General features: G+C 63.3%; 18 protein-coding genes. 13 read left to right on the top strand and 5 right to left on the bottom strand.

The window, feature by feature from the left end; translation table 11 throughout:
• Positions 1-14 precede the first annotated feature (14 nt).
• The 8 genes from ACR9YP_RS30605 to ACR9YP_RS30570 all read left to right on the top strand — a co-directional run bounded on the left by ACR9YP_RS30605 (position 15) and on the right by ACR9YP_RS30570 (position 8259).
• Complete coding sequence (locus ACR9YP_RS30605) at positions 15-1346, top strand: extracellular solute-binding protein (protein WP_474217776.1); 1332 nt, start codon at positions 15-17, stop codon at positions 1344-1346.
• Positions 1347-1495: 149 nt separating this feature from the next.
• Entirely contained in the window at positions 1496-2383 is an 888-nt protein-coding gene (locus tag ACR9YP_RS30600) for an ABC transporter permease subunit (RefSeq protein WP_438110830.1), read from the top strand.
• Between the two features lie 4 nt (positions 2384-2387).
• A complete protein-coding gene (locus ACR9YP_RS30595; protein ID WP_474217775.1) occupies positions 2388-3308 on the top strand; it encodes an ABC transporter permease subunit in 921 nt (306 codons plus the stop codon).
• Between the two features lie 9 nt (positions 3309-3317).
• Positions 3318-4079: a glycerophosphodiester phosphodiesterase family protein gene (locus ACR9YP_RS30590; RefSeq protein WP_370988515.1), complete on the top strand. Its 762-nt coding sequence runs from the start codon at positions 3318-3320 to the stop codon at positions 4077-4079.
• The gene (locus ACR9YP_RS30585; protein ID WP_474217774.1) at positions 4076-5605 is read left to right on the top strand and encodes an alkaline phosphatase D family protein; all 1530 of its coding nucleotides are present in this window, start codon (positions 4076-4078) and stop codon (positions 5603-5605) included. The genes ACR9YP_RS30590 and ACR9YP_RS30585 overlap by 4 nt, the downstream gene beginning before the upstream one ends.
• Before the next feature lie 99 nt (positions 5606-5704).
• Positions 5705-6652 carry a sugar-binding transcriptional regulator gene (locus ACR9YP_RS30580; RefSeq protein WP_438109479.1) on the top strand — a complete coding sequence of 316 codons (948 nt, stop codon included), beginning with the start codon at positions 5705-5707 and terminating at the stop codon, positions 6650-6652.
• Between the two features lie 142 nt (positions 6653-6794).
• On the top strand, positions 6795-7814 hold the full coding sequence (locus ACR9YP_RS30575; protein ID WP_474217773.1) for a zinc-dependent alcohol dehydrogenase: 1020 nt from the start codon (positions 6795-6797) through the stop codon (positions 7812-7814).
• A 55-nt stretch (positions 7815-7869) separates the two neighbouring features.
• On the top strand, positions 7870-8259 hold the full coding sequence (locus ACR9YP_RS30570; RefSeq protein WP_128934670.1) for an NUDIX hydrolase: 390 nt from the start codon (positions 7870-7872) through the stop codon (positions 8257-8259).
• Between the two features lie 104 nt (positions 8260-8363).
• Here ACR9YP_RS30570 and ACR9YP_RS30565 read toward each other — a convergent pair whose 3' ends face one another.
• Genes ACR9YP_RS30565 through ACR9YP_RS30555 form a run of 3 tightly spaced genes read right to left on the bottom strand, consistent with a single transcriptional unit; the run spans position 8364 to position 10326 of the window.
• The gene (locus ACR9YP_RS30565; RefSeq protein ID WP_438109477.1) at positions 8364-8660 is read right to left on the bottom strand and encodes a hypothetical protein; all 297 of its coding nucleotides are present in this window, start codon (positions 8658-8660) and stop codon (positions 8364-8366) included.
• 26 nt (positions 8661-8686) lie between these two features.
• Positions 8687-9211 carry a flavin reductase family protein gene (locus ACR9YP_RS30560; RefSeq protein WP_438109476.1) on the bottom strand — a complete coding sequence of 175 codons (525 nt, stop codon included), beginning with the start codon at positions 9209-9211 and terminating at the stop codon, positions 8687-8689.
• A gap of 26 nt (positions 9212-9237) precedes the next feature.
• Complete coding sequence (locus ACR9YP_RS30555) at positions 9238-10326, bottom strand: LLM class flavin-dependent oxidoreductase (protein WP_438109475.1); 1089 nt, start codon at positions 10324-10326, stop codon at positions 9238-9240.
• Positions 10327-10448: 122 nt separating this feature from the next.
• On the opposite strand from ACR9YP_RS30555, the gene ACR9YP_RS30550 reads away from it, so the two are divergent.
• A complete protein-coding gene (locus ACR9YP_RS30550; protein WP_438109474.1) occupies positions 10449-11363 on the top strand; it encodes a LysR family transcriptional regulator in 915 nt (304 codons plus the stop codon).
• Positions 11364-11378: 15 nt separating this feature from the next.
• On the opposite strand, the gene ACR9YP_RS30545 is transcribed toward ACR9YP_RS30550, so the two are convergent.
• Positions 11379-12266 carry an SMP-30/gluconolactonase/LRE family protein gene (locus ACR9YP_RS30545; RefSeq protein ID WP_438109473.1) on the bottom strand — a complete coding sequence of 296 codons (888 nt, stop codon included), beginning with the start codon at positions 12264-12266 and terminating at the stop codon, positions 11379-11381.
• A 126-nt stretch (positions 12267-12392) separates the two neighbouring features.
• Here ACR9YP_RS30545 and ACR9YP_RS30540 point away from each other — a divergent pair, with 126 nt between their 5' ends.
• Positions 12393-13067, top strand: coding sequence for a TetR/AcrR family transcriptional regulator (locus tag ACR9YP_RS30540; protein WP_438109472.1), 675 nt, complete (start codon positions 12393-12395; stop codon positions 13065-13067).
• Between the two features lie 12 nt (positions 13068-13079).
• Here the strand turns inward: ACR9YP_RS30540 and ACR9YP_RS30535 are convergent, their stop codons facing one another.
• A complete protein-coding gene (locus ACR9YP_RS30535; protein WP_474217772.1) occupies positions 13080-14060 on the bottom strand; it encodes a tripartite tricarboxylate transporter substrate binding protein in 981 nt (326 codons plus the stop codon).
• 195 nt (positions 14061-14255) lie between these two features.
• On the opposite strand from ACR9YP_RS30535, the gene ACR9YP_RS30530 reads away from it, so the two are divergent.
• The 3 genes from ACR9YP_RS30530 to ACR9YP_RS30520 are packed head-to-tail and all read left to right on the top strand — an operon-like array spanning position 14256 to position 18445.
• A complete protein-coding gene (locus ACR9YP_RS30530) occupies positions 14256-15026 on the top strand; it encodes an enoyl-CoA hydratase/isomerase family protein (RefSeq protein WP_091887778.1) in 771 nt (256 codons plus the stop codon).
• Positions 15027-15028: 2 nt separating this feature from the next.
• Positions 15029-17164, top strand: a complete 2136-nt coding sequence (locus ACR9YP_RS30525) for an acetate--CoA ligase family protein (RefSeq protein WP_438109470.1) — start codon at positions 15029-15031, stop codon at positions 17162-17164.
• A 54-nt stretch (positions 17165-17218) separates the two neighbouring features.
• Complete coding sequence (locus tag ACR9YP_RS30520) at positions 17219-18445, top strand: ABC transporter substrate-binding protein (RefSeq protein WP_474217771.1); 1227 nt, start codon at positions 17219-17221, stop codon at positions 18443-18445.
• The last annotated feature ends 41 nt before the right edge of the window (positions 18446-18486 follow it).

The following is an 18486-nucleotide window of genomic DNA, read 5'->3' as shown; positions in this document are numbered from 1 at the left end:
AGGGAGGGCTGCCTATGGGTAGGAAAGTCGCATTCATTGCGGCCTTGTTCGGCGCGTTGGCATTGGTCGGTCCGGTACAGGCGCGGGTCGAGGTGCAATGGTGGCACGCCATGAGCGGCGTCCTGGCCGACCGGCTCAATGAGCTTGTCGAGAAGTTCAACACATCGCAGGACAAATACACCGTCGTCGCCGTCGCCAAGGGCAACTATGACGAGGTGACCAACGGGGTGATCGCCGCTTATCGCGCCAAGCGGCCACCGGAAATGGTGCAGATCGCCGAGCGCGGTTACATGACGATGCTGCTCTCGGGGGCCGTAGTACCCGTACAGGACTTGATGGACCAGAAGGGTTACAAGATCGACTTCTCGGACTTCATCAAGCCCGTGGCAAGCTTCTGGAGCTATAAGGGTCGGATGTCGGCGATGCCCTTCAACTCGTCGACGCCGATCTTCTGGTACAACAAGGATCACTTCCAGAAGGCCGGTTTCGACAAGCCGGCCGACACCTGGCAGGAGTTGGAGAAGCAGCTCTACACCATCAAGTCCAAGGGGATTAGCGAATGCGGCACGGTGCTGCCCGGCGATTTCTACTGGAGCCTGCTTGAGAACTACAGCGCCATCAACAACCAGCCTTACGGCACGCTCGCAAACGGCTTTGACGGGCTTGGGACCGAGTTCGTCTACAACAAAACCAAGGTGGTCTCGCAAGTCGCGCGCTTGAAGAAGTGGCTCGACGACGGCGTGATGCAGATCGCGGGCCAGGGCTTCAGCCCAGAACAATTGTTCACGTCGGGACGGTGCGCGACGTTCGTCAATTCGACCGCATCGCACGGCAATATCGAGCGCAATGCGACCATCAACTGGAGCGCCAGCTTCCTGCCGCACGAGAGCGATGTCAATCCGCCCCTCAACAGCACCATCGGCGGCGGCGCCATCTGGGTCCTGAAGGGCCACACGCCGGATCGATACGAGGCCGTCGCGGCCTTTCTGAACTTTGTCGCCCAGCCGGAAACCCAGGTGTGGTGGCATGGCGCAACCGGCTACGTTCCCGCCACGAACCGGGCCTATGCGCTTGCGTGGGAACGTGGCTACTACAAGGATCACCCGACCAGAGAAATTGCTGTGCTACAGCTCTCGCGTGGCACGCCGAATGAGAACTCGCGCGGCTTCCGCTTCGGCAATTTCGTGCAGACGATGCTGGCCCAGCGCCAGGAGGTGGAGGCCGTCTTTGCCGGTCAGAAGCAGCCGCAACAGGCGATGGATGACGCGGTCAAGCGAGGCAACGAGATCTTGCGGCAATTCGAGAAGCTCAACGCCGGGAAGACTCCGGAAACCGAGCGTCCATGACTTTACGACTATCCATTCCTTGGCGTGATGGGCGCGCACCCGTGCTTCAGAGAAGGCACGGGGGCGGCCAGTCCAAGGTCGGGACCGGTGCGACGGCTGGCGGATCCCGAGCGCCCGCAAAGGCGCGGCGCCGTGAGCAAGAGGCAGGACTGAAGCGAGCCAATTTCGGCGATGGCCCCGGCCTGCCGACGTTGCTGTTGCTGCCGCAATTGCTGATCCTACTGTTCTTCTTCTTCATCCCGTCGCTGCGGGCGCTGATGCAATCCGTCTTGCTCAGTGATCCCTTTGGAACCAGCGTCCAGTTCGTGTGGTTCGACAATTTCAAGATGCTGTTTGCGAGTACCGAGTATCGCCAGTCGATCGCGGTGACGTTCTGGTTCACGGTGGGGCAGAACGTGCTCACGCTGGGGAGCGCGCTGGTGCTCGCCTTTGCCACTGACAGGATCGTGCGCGGTCGTTCGATCTATCGCACGATCATTCTGTTGCCCTATGCGATTGCGCCCGCGATCGCCGGTATCCTGTGGGCCTTCCTGTTCAATCCGGCGGTTGGCCCGCTCGCTCAGGTGCTGCACGGGTTCGGCATTGCCTGGGATCCCAACCTCAATCCGACCGACGCACTGATCCTGGTTACACTCGCAGCGTCATGGAAGCACATCTGCTACGACTACATCTTCCTGGTCGTGGGTCTGCTCGCGGTGCCGGTATCGCTCACGGAGGCCGCCGCGGTGGACGGCGCCGGTCCGATCCGGCGCTTCGTCTCGATCGCGCTGCCGATGCTCGGGCCTACCATCTTCTTTCTCACCGTGATGAACTTCATCTATGGCTTCTTCGAAACCTTCGCCATCATCGATGCCGTCACCAAAGGCGGTCCGGCCGGCGCAACCAACATCCTGGTCTACAAAGTCTTCGTCGATGGCTTCGTCAATCTCGACCTCGGCTCGTCGGCCGCGCAATCGGTTCTTTTGATGAGCTTCGCGCTGATCTGCACGCTGCTGCAGTTCCGCTACTTCGACCGCAAGGTCAATTACGGAGTCTAGCAGTATGGTCGAGCGCTCACCGGTCCTTAGCATGGTCTGCCACGCGATCCTGATCGCCGGTGCGCTGACGGTCTGCATTCCGCTGTATTTCGCGTTCGTAGCGGGCTCGCTTACGGTCGCCGAGGTGCAGAAGGTGCCGCTGCCGTGGCTCCCGGGCAGCCAGTTCTTCGACAATCTGCAATTGGCGTGGAGCAAGGGCAATTTCAGCCGCACCTTCACCAACTCTATCGTCGTGGCGCTCGGCATCACCGCCGGAAAGATCGCGGTATCGCTGCTGTCGGCCTTCGCGATCACCTACTTTCGATTCCGCTACCGAATGCTCGCATTCTGGCTCATCTTCGTCTCGCTGATGCTGCCAATCGAGGTTCGGATCGTGCCGACCTTCGAAGCCGTGGCCAATGCAGCACTGCCTCTGCAATGGCTCGTCGACACCCTGCATGTGGCGGATCTGTGGGGTCGGATCAGCGGTCACGACATCGCGATCTCGCTCGAATGGAACATGGTCAACACCTATCCCGGGCTGATCCTGCCGCTGATCGCCTCGGCCACCGCCACTTTCCTGTTTCGGCAATTCTTCCTGACGGTGCCAGACGAGCTGTGCGAGGCGGCGAGGCTGGACGGTGCGTCGCCGCTGCATTTCTTCTGGAGCATCCTGCTGCCGCTGTCGGTGCCGAACATGGTGGCGCTCGCCATCATCCTGTTCCTGTTCGGCTGGAATCAGTATCTCTGGCCGTTGCTGTTCACGACCGACAAGGACATGGCCACAGCGGTCATTGCATTGAAGGGGCTGATTCCGCGCTCCGACAGCGAGCCGGCCTGGAACATCGCCATGAGCGGCGCGCTCCTCACAATGTTGCCGCCGGCGCTGGTCGTCCTGCTGTTGCAGCGCTGGTTCATCAAGGGTCTTATCGACAGCAGCAAGTAGGGATCGATCATGGTTTTCATCGCCGGGCATCGCGGCGCGCGCAATCTTTGGCCGGAGAACAGCCTGACGGGCTTCCGCAACTTATGCAGGGAGGGTGTCGATGCGGTCGAGTTCGACGTCCATCAAAGCGCGGATGGCGGGCTGGTCGTGATTCATGATCCGCTGCTCGACCGCACCACGTTCGATAGCGGGCCGGTTGGCGAGCGCAGCCTGAGACGCTTGACGGCGACGCGTCTTCGCGACGCCGGCGACGAGTGCATTCCGACCTTGGACGACGTGCTCGACGTGTTCGTCGAAACGACGCTTGAGCTCCACATCGAGATCAAGACGGATGCGCTCGGCAATCCCTATTCGGGTCTCGAGGCGCGGCTGATCGACGACATCAGGCGCCGGGGTCTGGAACGGCGTGCCGTCATCACCTGCTTCGTGCCGGGCGTGATCGAGACCGTGCGCCGGCTATGGCCGGAGGCGCGGGTGCTCGCCTCGCTCGACCGCCGTTCGGCGGAGATGATGGGCGGGATAGCGTCGGCGCTGGCGCAATTTGCCGCCATTCCCGGCTGCATCGTCGCGGTTGAAAAATCGCTTCTGGGGCTCACGCTGCCGCTCGCCCTCAAAGTGCTGGGATCCGAGCGTCTCGGCGCATGGGTGACGAATGAGCCGGAGGATATCGCCTACTGGCTTGCCCAACCAGTGCGGCAGATCACGACCGACCGGCCCGATCTCGCCGTGAGCATTCGCCGCAAGCTCGCAACCGCGCCCGCGCATCCATGATTGCCCGCCGCCGCTTTCTCGCGGGATCATTGGCGAGCGTCGCCTTCGCTGCGCCGGCCGGGTTCGTACGGGGAGCGCCGGTCTCTTTCAGTGCAGATCCGTTCACTCTCGGTGTTGCGTCCGGATGCCCGCGACAGGATGGCGTCATCCTGTGGACCCGCCTTGCGCCACAACCTCTCGAAGGCGGCGGCATGCGGGACGCTCCGGTGGACGTCGAGTGGCAGGTTGCTGAGGACGAGGCCTTCTCGCGCATCGCCTCCCGCGGCGTCGTGCGTGCGACCGCAGAGCTTGGACATTCCGTGCATGCCGAGGCGACGGGATTGCGGCCCGATCGCGTCTACTGGTACCGCTTCCGCGCCGGTCCGGCACTTAGCCCGGTCGGTCGCACTCGAACCGCACCGGCCGAGTCCGGGCGTCCTTTCCGTTTTGCCTTCGCATCCTGCCAGCAATACGAGCAAGGCTATTTTACCGCCTACCGCGACATGGCCGCACGCGATCTCGACCTGGTCGTGCATCTCGGCGACTACATCTATGAGAAATCCTGGGGATCGCACCACGTCCGCCAGCACGGCGTCGGGGTCCCGACGACGCTGGAGGAATTTCGGAACCGCTACGCGCTCTACAAGAGCGATCTTGACCTGCAAGCGGCGCACGCTGCCTTTCCTTGGCTTTCGGTCTGGGATGACCATGAGGTGATGGACGACTATGCCAATGATCGCTCCTACACCGTGCGCGATCCCGGCCAGCTCCTGAAGATCCGTGCGGCAGCCTATCAGGCCTATTACGAGCACATGCCACTGCCGCCTTCGGCCCGCCCACGGGGCGCGGATGCCACGATCTACGAGCACTATCGCTTCGGCGACATGCTCGACGTGCTGCTGCTCGACGACCGGCAATATCGCTCGGCATCGGCCTGTGTCGGAAGCAGGCGTCCGACTTGGGCGACCGACTGTGCAGGCCGGACGGACGAGGCGCGGACGATGCTGGGCGAGCGACAGGAACAATGGCTTGATGCGCGCCTGCGCGACTGTCGCGGCCGCTGGACGATCGTCGCGCAGCAGACATTGATGGCGCAGGACAAGCGGGAAGGGGACGATGGCGCGCATTTCTGGATGGACGGCTGGGACGGCTATCCCAATGCCCGCCGTCGTCTCCTTGATTCGCTCGTCACGCCTCGCCGACGCAATCCGATCGTGATCGGCGGCGACCGTCACGCGTTCTTTACCGCCGATCTGAAGCATGATTTTGCCCGGCCGGATGGTCCGACCATCGCGACCGAGTTCGTCGGCACCTCCATCAGCTCGGACGGGCCGAGCGATACCGGTGTGCGCAAGGCGCTGGCGGAAAATCAACATCTCGTCTATGCGCGTGGCGACAAGCGCGGCTATGCGACCGTCGAGCTCGACACCCGGCATTGCACTGTAGGATTCGAGGCGCTCGACGACGTCAAGGACGTCAAGAGCGCCGTACGCCGGCTGACGACCTTTGTGGTCGAGGACGGCGTGCCGGGGGCGAAGGCCGCATGACGAGCGTCCGCATGGCCCCGCATTTGACGACCACCGAAAGATCGCCTCAAATGCTTCGACGTCTGATTATGCCTTGAGGCCGCTGCGGGGGGCTGCGCCGTGACTGATCAAACCATCCTGCGGGTCGCTTGGCTCTACTACATGGAGAACATGACCCAGGCCGAGATCGGCGAGCGGCTGGGGCTGACGCGTGCGCGCGTCAACCGCATGTTGTCGGATGCCCGGCAGACCGGCATCGTCAACATCAGCCTCAACTCCGCCTTTGCGAGCTGCACGGAGCTGGAGCACCGGTTGCGTCGCGAGTGCGGCCTCGAGGACGCAGTCGTCATCCCGACCCCGGAGAACCCCGAGCAGGTCGGAAGCCTGATCGGGATGGCGGCGGGAGCGTATTTGTCGAAATTCCTTGAGCAGAAGCGCCCGCGTATCATCGGTATCGGCTGGGGCGCTACCTTGCGCGAGACCATCCGCTACGTCACGCCGGCGGACTATCCCGAGCTCTCGATCGTCTCCATGATGGGCGGCCTGTCGCGCGGACTCGAGCTCAACACCTTCGAAATCGCGGGCGAGCTCGCGCACCGGCTGCACGCCCAGTGCAGCTATCTGGCCGCCCCGATTTTTGCCAGCAGCCGACGCTCGCGCGATACGTTCCTGGCCCAGGAGGTCTATCAGGAGGTGCTGAACAGCGTCGAGCAGATCGATCTTGCGCTGTTGAGCATGGGAGATCTGACCCCGCGGTCGCTGCTGGTGCGGCACGGTCTGCCGCCGGACGTACGCATCGAGCATTTGCGGGCCGCAGGCGCCGTCGGCGACGTGCTCGCGCAATTTCTCGACAAGTCTGGTCGGCCGATCGATCACGGCATCAACAGCCGCGCCATCGCGCTGCCGCTCGAAAAGTTGGCGCGCGTGCCGACCTCGATGCTGATCGCCGGGGGCCTCAACAAGGCGCCGATCATCGCCGCGGTACTACGCGGCCGGATCGGTAAGGTCCTGGTGACGGACGAGAACGCCGCCGTCGCCGCGCTGAAGCTGATCGACAAGCAAAAATAGCCCCGTTTTCGCAACGAGTGTCAAATCCGTACCCTGGCGCGATCGCACCGTGCTGTCCCGGAGAGGTGCAAAAGCATTTGTCACGTCATGATTACATATGTAATATAAGGACGACAATTGCTCAATGAGAGATGGCGTCGACATGCGCGCTGCGGTGCTCCAGGACATTCGCGATATCCGCGTCCTCGATATTCCCGAACCGAGGCCGGTGGCGGAGGACGATCTCATCGTCCGCGTCAAAGCGGTCGGTGTCTGCGGCAGCGATCTGCATTCCTACCTCGAGGGTGGAACGACGGGCCCGACGCGCGTCAAGCCGTTCGTCCTGGGCCATGAATTCTCGGGTGTCCTCACGCCGGACTCGGCGCGCAAGGCGGGACTGTCGGCCGATGCGCTGGTGGCGGTCGATCCTTCCATTCCTTGCGGCCATTGTGAATGGTGTCACCGCGGCCATACCAATCTTTGCCCCAACGTGAAGTTCCTCGGCTATGCGCCCCACAACGGCGCCATGGCCGAATTTGTCTGCGTGCCGAGATCCGCCGTGCATTTGGTGCCTGACAGCATCGACCCGGCCGGTGCAGCAATCCTGGAGACACTCGGCGTCGCCATCCACGCCATGGACCTGGCGCGTCCGCGACTTCTTGAATCCGTGGCGGTGCTTGGTTGCGGGCCGGTGGGGGTGTTGTTGGTGCAACTCGCGCGGCTCGCCGGTGCCGGAAAGATCATTGCGATCGACCCGGTCGAGCAGCGTACTGCGCTGGCGTGCGACCTCGGCGCGGATGTGGCGTGCCGTAGCTACGCCGGGGTCGCGGACGTCACCGAAGGCCGCGGCGTCGATCTGGTGATCGAGGCGACCGACTCATCGCACGGTTTCGAGCATGCGGCGCGCTGTGCGCGTATCGGCGGCCGGCTCGTTCTCGTCGGCATTCCCGAGAACAACCAGTACATCCTGAGCGGTGCGGAGTCGCGCCGAAAGGGCTTGTCGATCAAGTTTTCGCGTCGCATGCCGGAGGTTTATCCGCGGGCCATCGCGCTTGCGCAGGGAGGGCAGGTCAAGCTCACGCCGCTGGCGACGCACCACTTCTCGCTCGACCAGACGCCTGCCGCCTTCGAGCAACAGGTCGCGCGACGAGATGGAATCATCAAGGCGATCATTTGCCCGTAGATGAGCGCGATCTTGCCTAGAGCTTGGCAGAGCGGGTGCAGCAGGACTGGTCGTGATGGCGAAATCGTCGAAGCTGGTCGTCGCAAAGAAAGGCCGCGTCCTGATGGTAAGACGCAGGCGCGACGGGCTCTGGATGTTTCCAGGCGGCCGCCGGCGAGCCGGCGAGAGCGACAGGCGCTGCCTTCGTCGTGAGATCAAGGAGGAGCTCCCCAAGCTGAAGCTTGGGCCGCTGAAACTCTGGAAGGAAGTGAAGGCGAAGAATCGCCGGTCTGGTCGCCGCATGAGTGATGCGATTTTCCTGGCAAAGAAGGTGTCAGGGCGCTTGAAGGTCGGCGACAAGAAGGAGATCGATAGAGCAGTTTGGCGTAAGCCGCATGGCGCGAGATTGACTCCGACCTCGCGCTACATTCGCGATAGGTTGTTTCCAAGGCGAGGACGTCGTTAAATTGTTGGCGACCGTTCTGCGATGGTGCGTGCCCCGGTGAGCCTGAGCCGTTCCCCGATTTCCTCCCTGGTGAAGGTCTCCAAAAAAAACATCACGGCGCGAAGCTAGGGCTCGCGTTCGACATGTGCTCGGATGGCATTGCTCGTCGTTTCGATCCACCCATGCTCACGAGCCTTCGCAACCATGTCGGCGTAAGCCGCGTCCCACGTCCTGTCGTCGGGGCGTCCGGGCAGTGTCGGGGCAAGGTCGATGGGGACAAGCACGTTGCTGTCATCGACGAAGATGATTCCGCTCGTCGTGGCGGCTCGCGCGGCGGCTTTGCCTTTCAGCACCAGCTTGAACTTGCGGAAGTCGGACGGCTCGGTCAGCCGGACCTCGTTGGACGAGCAAGCGATGATCATGGTTCTGCCCTTTCGCGCCGTCTCTATCACGAATGCAGCAGGGTGCGCAGCGCGCCCTGGAAATTGACCAGAGGGCCGCCGTCGCCGCCGCGCGTCGCCACGATCCGGCCGATGAAGATGCCGTGAGTGCCGACCGCCTGGTGTTGGTAGAGCTCGCATTCGACCGCGCCGATCGCATCCCGCAGCACCGGAACGTCGAGCAGACCCTGGTCCCAGGGCGCGGTCGCAAAACGCTGGGCGCCCTTGACGCCGTCGCGGCCGGCGAAGCGCAGGGCCAGATCCTGCTGGCCGCTGCCGAGCAGGCTGACGGCAAAGCTGCCATTGGCGAGGATCGCGTCATGAGTCTCGGAGCTCGCATTGATGCCGACCAGCAGGCAGGGCGGATCCATGCAGAGCGAGGTGACCGAGCTGACCGTCAGCCCTCGCCGGTCGGCATCCGTGCCGGTCGCCACGATGGCGACGCCGCCGGCCAGATTGCCCATGGCACGACGAAACTCCGCCGCATCGACCGAGTGGCGACCGGTTCCTTGCGGAAACTTCTGGTGAGCCATGGCCAACACCTCCGGACTTGCCGACGTCAAGCCGACACCGCTTCGCCGGCGACCTTCGCATCCTTGCGGCCGCTGCGCAGTTCCTTCCGGATCGCCGGGATGATCTTGCTGCCCCACAGCTCGATCTGCTTCAGCATGGTGCGCTGGTCAAAGTCGCCGAGTTGGGTCTGCACCGCGATATGCGACGGCTTGAGGATGCTGATTTCCTCCAGCATGCGGTCGATCACCTGATTGACGCTGCCGACCGGCAGGTTCTTGCGCATCGTCTCCAGGCTCATGTCGTTGGGCCCGGCCTGTTCCTTGATCAGATAGCCGTCGTCGCTCTGGGCGCGGCGGAATTTCAGGCTTTCGGAGAGCCGGCGCTGGAAGCGGGCATTGTCGAGATAGGAGGTGACCTCGCTGTCATTGTCGCTGGCATAGGCGCAGCGCAGGAAGCCGAAGCGGGTGGCGTCGATCGACCGGCCTTCCTGGGCCGCAATGCCTTCGAGCCGCTCGCGCAGTGCCTTGATGGCATCGGTGCCATTGAGGAGAGCGGTCACGAACAGATTGTGGTTGTCGCGGATGGCGCGGCCGAGGGTCTCGGCATGGCCGGACGTTACCCAGATCGGCGGCATCGGGGTCTGCACGGTGCGCACGGCAATCGAGGTCGGCGGAATCTTCAGGTGCTGGCCGGCATAGGAAAAGATCCGCTCCTGCATGCCGGCATGCAGCACGTCGTAGAACTCGGCAAACAGCGAGTGCGAATCCTTGAGGTCGACACCGAAGCGGTCGAACTCGAATTGCTGATAGCCCGAGCCGATGCCGAGATCGAGGCGGCCGTTCGAAACGGTGTCGGCAAAGCCGATCTCGCCGAGCAGCCGCGCCGGATGATACAGCGGCAGCACGCAGACCGCGGTGCCGAGCCGGATGCGCTTGGTGAGGCCGGCGCAGTGCGCCACCATCATCAGCGGCGAGGGGCACAGGCTGTAATTGTTGAAGTGATGCTCGGCGTACCATGCGGTATCGAAGCCGGCCTCTTCAGCCGCCACGGTCTGTTCGACAGCGTTGTGGATGACCTGCTGCGAGCTTTGATGATAGCCGCGCTGCTGAGCCAAGATGAATACGCCGAATTCCATGGATGCATCCTCCGCCAATGGCTAGTCGCTTTTGCGACCTGTTCTCATCAGGCTACCGACTTGAGATTTTTCGAACAATTGGCGTAATCTGATCATGTCTTTTGCAGAATCTGAAAAGGTCGATGAATCGCCTCCAAGCCATGGAATTGTTCGTCGCTGCCGTCCGCGAGGGCAGCTTTTCCGCGGCCGGACGCCGCGCGGGGCTCTCGCCGGCATCCGTGTCGCGCTATATCGGCGAGCTCGAGGCGCAGCTTGGCGTGCAATTGCTCAACCGCAGCACGCGCCATCTCGGATTGACCGATGCCGGCAAGATCTTCTTCCAGCGCACCGAGCAGGTGCTGCACGGGATCGAGGACGCGGAGGCTGCAGCGCTCGCGCTGCAGACCGCGCCGCGGGGGACGCTACGCGTTCACTCTCGGACGCTGTTCGGCATCAAGGTGCTGTCACCATTGATCCCGCAGTTCCAGGAGCTGTACCCGGAGCTGAAGGTGGAACTGCGGCTGTCGGAACGGCGCGTCCAGCTTCGCGAGGAGGAGTTCGACATCGATTTCCAGATCGCCGCGCCCAAGGATCCAGGCCTGATGCAGCGCCGGCTGGTGCGGAGCGAACGCATCCTCGTGGCGTCACCCGACTACGTCGCGCGGAAGCCAAAGTTGCGCGGACCGGATGATCTCGTCGGCCACAATTGCCTGACCTACTGGATGGGGCCCGACGATGTGGTCTGGAAGTTCATGCGCAAGAGCAGGCTGCGCGAGATCGTCGTGCCGTCTTCGTTCAGCAGCAATAATGGCATCATCCTGTGCGACCTCGCGGTGCGCGGGCACGGCATTGCGCTGCTCGACGACTACACGGTCGCGGACGAAGTGAAGAGCGGGAGGCTGGTACGTCTGTTGCCGGGCTTTCGCGTCACCAACTCGACCTTTGACGAAGGCATCTACGCCACGTTCCAGCAGAGCAGCTATCTGCCTGAAAAAATCAGGGTGTTCGTCGACTATATGGCCGAGAGCGTGCCTCGGCTGATCAAGCGATCCGGCTAGCACCACGCGCCGCCTTCAGCGTGTGCCAAACCTGTGGGCAGGGAGTCCCGTCACACCGAGATTCTCGACGGCGAACAATCCGCCGGCGTCCGGGCTGTCATCGAAAAGATGGGTGCTGCGCGAGATCGAGGTCACATAAAGCACGTCGAGACCGGGGCCGCCGAAGGTCACGCTGGTCGGATGCCGGACGGGCATCTCGATCTTGCGCACCATCGCTCCGTCGGGTGCGAACCGTGCAATGGCGCCGATCCGCACCAGAACGGTCCAGAGATAGCCGTCCGCATCGACGGTCGCGCCGTCGCCGCCCGAGCCATGCGCGTCCATCTCAGCGAACACGCGCTTGTTCCGCAGCGGGCCGTCGCGGTGATAGTCGTAGGCCCAGATCACACGTCGTGCCGTGTCCGCAAGATAGAATATCCGGCCGTCCGGACTGAAGCAGGGGCCGTTGGTCACGGCGAGATCGGTTTCGAGCTGCTCGATCGCGCCCGCCGCATCGACGCGATACAGGCCGCCGAGCGGCTTTTCATCCTCCGCGCGCCCGCCGTGCATTGTGCCCGCCAGGAAGCGCCCGAACGGGTCGGCCTTGCCGTCGTTCAGGCGGAGCATCGGATGATCGAGGCCGATCGAGGGGCCCTTGGCCAATTCCCGCGTGCTGAAATTGTAATGCGCAAAGCCGTGGCGCAGCGCCAGCACGGCGCGGTCGTCATGCGCGAGCGCGAGCGATCCGATCGGGGCGGGCACCGAGAATTCATCGATTGCGCCGGTCGCAGGCAATAGCCTGCGGATCAGTCCGGCGAGCGAATCGATCCAGTAGAGCGACTGGGTCCGATCATCCCAGACCGGGCTCTCGCCAAGCCGGTCCCTGGTCTTGCCGATACGGGTGATGCGCGGGAGCGCGTTCATGGGAGCACCTCGTTGATCCCTTCTGCAGAGCGGACTTGACCGATCGGTCAGCGAAAAACTACGTTGGTTTTCACATGAAGATCAGTATTCGGCCGGCCCAGATGTCCGGCCAGATTTGCGGGTTCGATGGTTGAATTGTCGACAACAAAGGACGGGGTCGCCAATCAGGCGGAGGCGTCCGATCGCGTCCTGCAGATCCTGAGCGAGGCCGGGCGTCTGTTCGCCACCAAGGGCTATGACGGCACCTCGATGCGCGACATCGCGATGGCCTGCGGCATCTCGAAGTCGCTGCTGTATCATCACTTCTCCAACAAGGATGAAATCTACGCGCGCGTCGCTGTCGGCTCCACGCTGGAATTGTATCTCTTCGTGCGGGACCGGATTCCCGACGGACCGCCGTCGCAGAAGATCCGGGCCTTCATGGTTGCGACCGCGGAATATTTCCGGCGCTATCGCTGGGCATGGATCGCATCGACGACCGCCTTCTGGAACGATCCCGATCGCCACCGGCAGAAGGAGCGGATGACGCGCCGCGACCGGTTCGAGCACTTTCTGCGCGGATTGATCCAGGAAGCGATCGACGCCGGCGAGATCCGCAAGCTCGACGTTGCCATGACGGGGCGGTTGATCCTGTCGTCGCTGAATTGGATGCATCGCTGGTACAATCCCAACAAATCGGCAACACCCGAGCAGATCGCCGACATCTTTTTTGACATGGTATTCAACGGCCTTCGGACCGACGGTCATGCGGGGCCGCCAACCATCGAGCCTCCGAAGTCGCCCCGGCGAAAGGCGCGCTAGAGGCGCCTGCCTTCAATCAAGCGCGATGTGCTGCGCCGTGATGACCGGTCCCCACAGGGCGGCATCCTTGCTCAGCTGGGAATCGAGCAATTGAGGCGGCCCGAGATCGGCCTGCAGGCCGTCGATCGCGAGCTGCCTGGCGATCTCCGGCTTTTGCATCGCCGCGTTGGCGGCGGCGTTCAGCCGGTCGATCGCCTCGCGCGGTGTGCCAGCGGGCGCGTGCAGCGCAGTCCAGAACGATGCCGAAAGCTCGGGATAGCCTGACTCGGCAAAGGTCGGGATATCAGGCAGGTTTGGCCTGCGCTGGTCGGAGGAAACGGCGAGCAAGCGGAGCTTGCCGGCCTTGACGTGCTCGATCACGGCAGCCGGCGTCGCAAAGTTGAGGTCGCACTCGCCCGACAGCAGTTCCATCACCGAGGCCGGATTGTTGCGATAGGCGACGTCGGTAACTGCAAAGCCCATCGATTTCCCCATCATGATCCCAAACAGGTGCGTCACGCTGCCCGGTCCCAGTGTGGCATAGAACATCGGCTTGTCGCGACCCTTGGCGTAACCGACAAAACTCTTCATATCCGTGACCGGCATCTTCGCGTTCACGGTCAGCGACAGCGGGCCATTGCAGAGCATGGCGACGGATGCGAAATCCGCAAGCTTGTACGGCAAGTTCTTGCGCAGCAGCACGTTGAGAGAGATCGGACCGGTGCCGCCGGCGAGGAGCACCGAACCATCCTTGGCCGCACGCGCCACATATTGCGATCCGACGATGCCGTTCGCGCCTGGCTTGTTGTCGACCAGCACGGGCTGATCGAGCGCCTCCGACATGCCCTTGGCGATCGCGCGCATCAGGCTGTCGATCGAGCCGCCGCTCGCATAGGGCACGATGATGAAGACGGTTTGCGACGAGCGCGCGCTGACGATCACAGGTGCAGCAAACGGCGCAACGATAGCGCCGGCCATGAGCGTTGCGGCCTGACGTCGGCTGATGGGTGCCACGGCGGTTCCTCCTTCATTTGATTTGGTCGAAATCTACGTCCCGACCGATCGGTCAGTCAACAGGTCAAACGTCGCGGCTATTGCAAGCTCACGAGCTTGGTGTTATCAGCACATCGACTGACCGATCGGTCAGGTGGCTTGAAGCTGCCGTCCGAGGTCGCGGAAACAAGATCAAGCAAGCGCCAGGAGGAAGCCATGTCCGATGACATCGTGACGCTCGAAGTATCCGACCACATCGCAATCGTGACGCTGAACCGCCCTCCGGTGAACGCGCTCAACCGCGCGATGCGCGATCGCATCGTCGCGGTGTTCGATCAGATTTCGGAACGTAGCGATGTTCGCGTGGCGATCCTCACTGGCAACGGCAAGGTGTTTTGCAGCGGCGCCGATCTCAAGGACCGTCCAGACCCGGCCAAGGTCGGTGCATTCCATGATCACAACCGCATCACCCGCGAGACCGGCAACTGCATTCGCGAGTGCTCCAAGCCGGTGATCGCAGCGATCAACGGCGTCGCGCTCGGCGCCGGCCTCGGTCTGATGGCATCCTGCGACATCTTCTACGCGTCCGAAGAGGCTGTATTCGGCATGCCCGAGATCAATGTCGGCCTCGCCGGCGGTGCGGCGATGCTCAACACTTTGTTCGGCCGTTCGCTGATGCGCCGGATGTTCTTCACCGGCGTCCGGATTTCCGCGGCCGAGCTGTATCGCCTTGGCATTATCGAGGCCTGTACCAGCAAGGAAGATCTCATTCCCGAAGCGATGAAGATCGCGCGTGAGATCGCAGCCAAAAGCCCGATTGCGATGGAGTACGCCAAGAATGCGGCCAACATGGTCGAGCTGATGCCGCCGCGTGATGCCTATCGCTTCGAGCAGAACATCACGATGGCGCTGTCGAAGACCGAGGATGCCAAGGAAGCGCGCATGGCGTTTCTTGAGAAGCGCGCGCCGGTATTCAAGGGGCGCTGACGATGCGGCCGGGAGAAGGTCTCGACGCGCTGATGGCGCCGCGCTCGATCGCGATCATCGGCGCATCGCAGGATGCGACCAAGATCGGGGGCCGACCGGTGGACCTGTTGCGCCGCTACGGCTACGCGGGCAAGATCTATCCGGTCAACCCAAAGGCCGCGATGGTGCAGGGGCTGCAGGCCTACGCGTCGGTGGGCGCGCTGCCCGAGGCGCCCGATCTCGCCGTCATCGCCGTCGATGCCGAGCGGGCGCCCGAAGCGATCGAGCAGTGCGCCGATCGCGGCGTCCGCAGCGTCGTCGTGTTCTCTTCCGGCTTTGCCGAGCTGGGCGAAGAGGGGCGCGCGATGCAGGATCGGCTTCGCACGGCTGCGCGCCGCACCGGCATGCGGCTGCTCGGCCCGAATTGCCTCGGCGCGGTCAGCATTCCCGAAAAGGCCATCGCAACATTCTCGATCGTGCTCGAGCACAGCATGCCGGCCGCCGGCTCGCTCGGCATCGTCTCGCAAAGCGGCAATCTCGGCAGCTACACCATGCGCATGGCGAGCGATCGCGGCGCCGGCATCAGCCGTTTCATGACCACCGGCAATGAGTGCGACATCGATATCGCCGACGGTATTGCCTGGCTGGCCCGCGATCCCGCGACCAAAGTCATTCTTTGCTGCTTCGAGGCCTGCCGTGATGCCGGCCGGCTCATCGCTGCACTGACCGAGGCGCGCGATGCCGGCAAGCCGGTCATTGCGTTGAAAGTCGGCACCTCAGAGGCCGGGCAAGCCGCGGCGGCGTCCCATACTGGTGCCATGGCGGGATCGGATGCGGTGTTTAATGCGCTGTTGGAGCGCTATGGCGCCGTACGGGTGCGGAGCATCGAGGAGCTGATTGATCTCGGTCATGCCGCCTCCATCCTGTTGCCGGATCAGTTGCCAAAGGGGCGGCGCCTTGCGGTCGTGACGGCATCCGGCGGTTTTGGCGTGCTGCTTGCGGATGCCGCGCAGGCGGTCGGCCTATCGTTGCCGGAACTGAGCGAGGCGACTCAGCGCGCGATCCTCGATCTCGTGCCATTTGCGTCCGCGCGCAATCCGGTCGATGCCACCGCGCAGATGTCCAGCCGGCCCGATATGCTGCAGAAGATTCTGTCGGCGGTCGTGGCCGACGACCGCACCGATGCGATCGTGCTGCCGCTGCCGTTCTCGCTGCACATGCCGCGCCTGCGCTCGGTTTACATGGAGACATTGCGCACCATCCGCGCGCAGTACCCCGATCGTCCCGTCATTCTGTGCGTGGAGGGCCCGCCCGATGCGCTCGCCGAACTGCATGCCATGGGTTATCCCACCATTGCGAGCTTTGACGGCTGCTGCGCCATCGTCGCAGCGCTGGCGCGATTACAGGCGCTGGCGACTGCGCCAAAGGCTGTGAGCCGGCCTGCCATTGCGAGGGCTGCACCGCTCGCGGCTGATGCGTTCCGCCATGAGCTCGGCGCCAAGCGCGCGCTGGCGGAGGCCGGCATCCCCGTGCTGGCCGAGCAGCTGGTATCGGACGCCGAGGCCGCGGCGCGGGCAGCGCGCGAGATCGGTTTCCCGGTCGTCTTGAAAATCGCTTCGCCCGATCTGCCGCACAAGACGGAGGTGGACGGCGTTGTCATGGATCTTCGCTCCGAGGAAGAGGTGCGGCAGGCCTATGCCCGGTTGCTGGCGCGTGTTGCGGAGAAGGCGCCACGCGCGGTGATCGACGGCACGATCGTTGCTCCCATGGCGAATGGCCTGTCCGAGTTGATCCTCGGCAGCCGGATCGATCCTGTGTTCGGGCCGGTTGTGATGGTCGGCCTGGGGGGCATCTTTGCCGAGATCGTACAGGACACCGCCGTGCAGACGGCGCCGGTGAGCGAGACGCAAGCAATGGCGATGCTGAGGTCGCTGAAGGCGTTCGCCGTTCTCGACGGCGCGCGCGGGCGGCGTCGCACCGACCTCAAGGCCGCAGCGCAAGCGATCGCGGCGCTCTCGCGTTTTGCCGTCGCGCATGCCGATTCCGTGTCGGAAATCGACATCAATCCGCTGCTGCTGAAAGCGGACGGCGAGGGCGCCCTCGCGCTCGATGCGCTGCTGATCCCACACGCGGGCAAGGCAACGCAGCAGCACCACTGAACACAACAAGAAGAACCGCGAAGTCGGCTCAATGATTGCTGGGAGGATTTTGTGATGAAGCTCAATACCCGTCTCCTCGAAATCGCCGTGATGCTGGGAGCGTTGCTGATGCTGGCGACGCCGCTGCGCGCCCAAGGTGGGTCCGGCGATGTGATCAAGATAGGCATCATGAACGACCAGAATGGTCCGTATGCCGACAATTGCGGCCCCGGTGCGGTGGCCGCGGCAAAGCTCGCGGTCAGCGACTTCGGTGGTGCGGTCAATGGCAAGAAGATCGAGCTCGTTGTCGCCGACGACCAGAACAAGCCGGACATCGGCGTTGCGGTGGCACTGCGCTGGCTCGACAATGAAGGCGTCGATGCCATCGTCGGCTGCTCGGCCTCGTCGATTGCGCTCGGCGTGCAGGACATCATGAAGGCGCGGAAGAAGCCCTACATGCTGGCGGGGACAGCGGGTTCGTTCTTCACCAACGACAAGTGCTCGCCGATGACTACGCAATGGATGGTCGACACCTATGCGCAGCCGAAGGCCACGGTGAAGGCGCTGCTGTCGCAGCGCGTCGACACCTGGTTCTTCCTGACTGTCGACTATGCCTTCGGCAAGGGATGGCAGGCTGATGCCACCAACTTCATCAAGGCCGGCGGCGGCAAGGTCGTGGGATCGGTGCTGCATCCGCTGAACTCGTCGGACTTTTCCTCGTTCCTGCTGACGGCGCAGGCGAGTGGCGCCAGGGCGATCGCGCTTGCCAATTCTGGTTCTGACTTCGGCAATGCCATCAAGCAGGCCCAGGAGTTCGGCCTATCGCAGAAGCAGCTGCTGGTGCCGCTTGGACTTATGATCAGCCAGACCCACGGCATCGGTCTGCGCGACCTACAGAACGTGCGCCTGACCACGCCGTTCTACTGGGACATGACGCCGGAGACGCGGGCCTTTGCCAAGCGTTTCACCGAGGCGTCCGGCGGGCAAATTCTGAACGAGGCCAAGTCCGCCACCTACAGCGCCATCACGCATTACCTGAAGGCCGTCGCGGCGACCGGAACGGATGATGGCGAAGCCGTGATGAAGCAGATGAAGAACACGCCGATCAACGACTTCGAAATGAAGGATGTCAGCATTCGCGCCGACGGGCAGGTGATGCGTCCGCTCTATGTGGCCCGCATCAAGACGCCGCCCGAGTCCAAATACGCCTTCGACTATTACGAGATCACGGGGACGATTGCCCCCGAGGACGCATGGCGTCCGGCCTCGGACAGCGCCTGCGATCTGCTCAAGTCGCAGTGATCGGAAAGAAAGGGCGTCCGGCCGATGCATGGCTGGCGCCC

Source organism: Bradyrhizobium sp. BR14999 (genome assembly GCF_056106085.1).
Note: the sequence above shows the minus strand (reverse complement) of the source record. Positions and strands in the feature narration are given on the sequence as shown.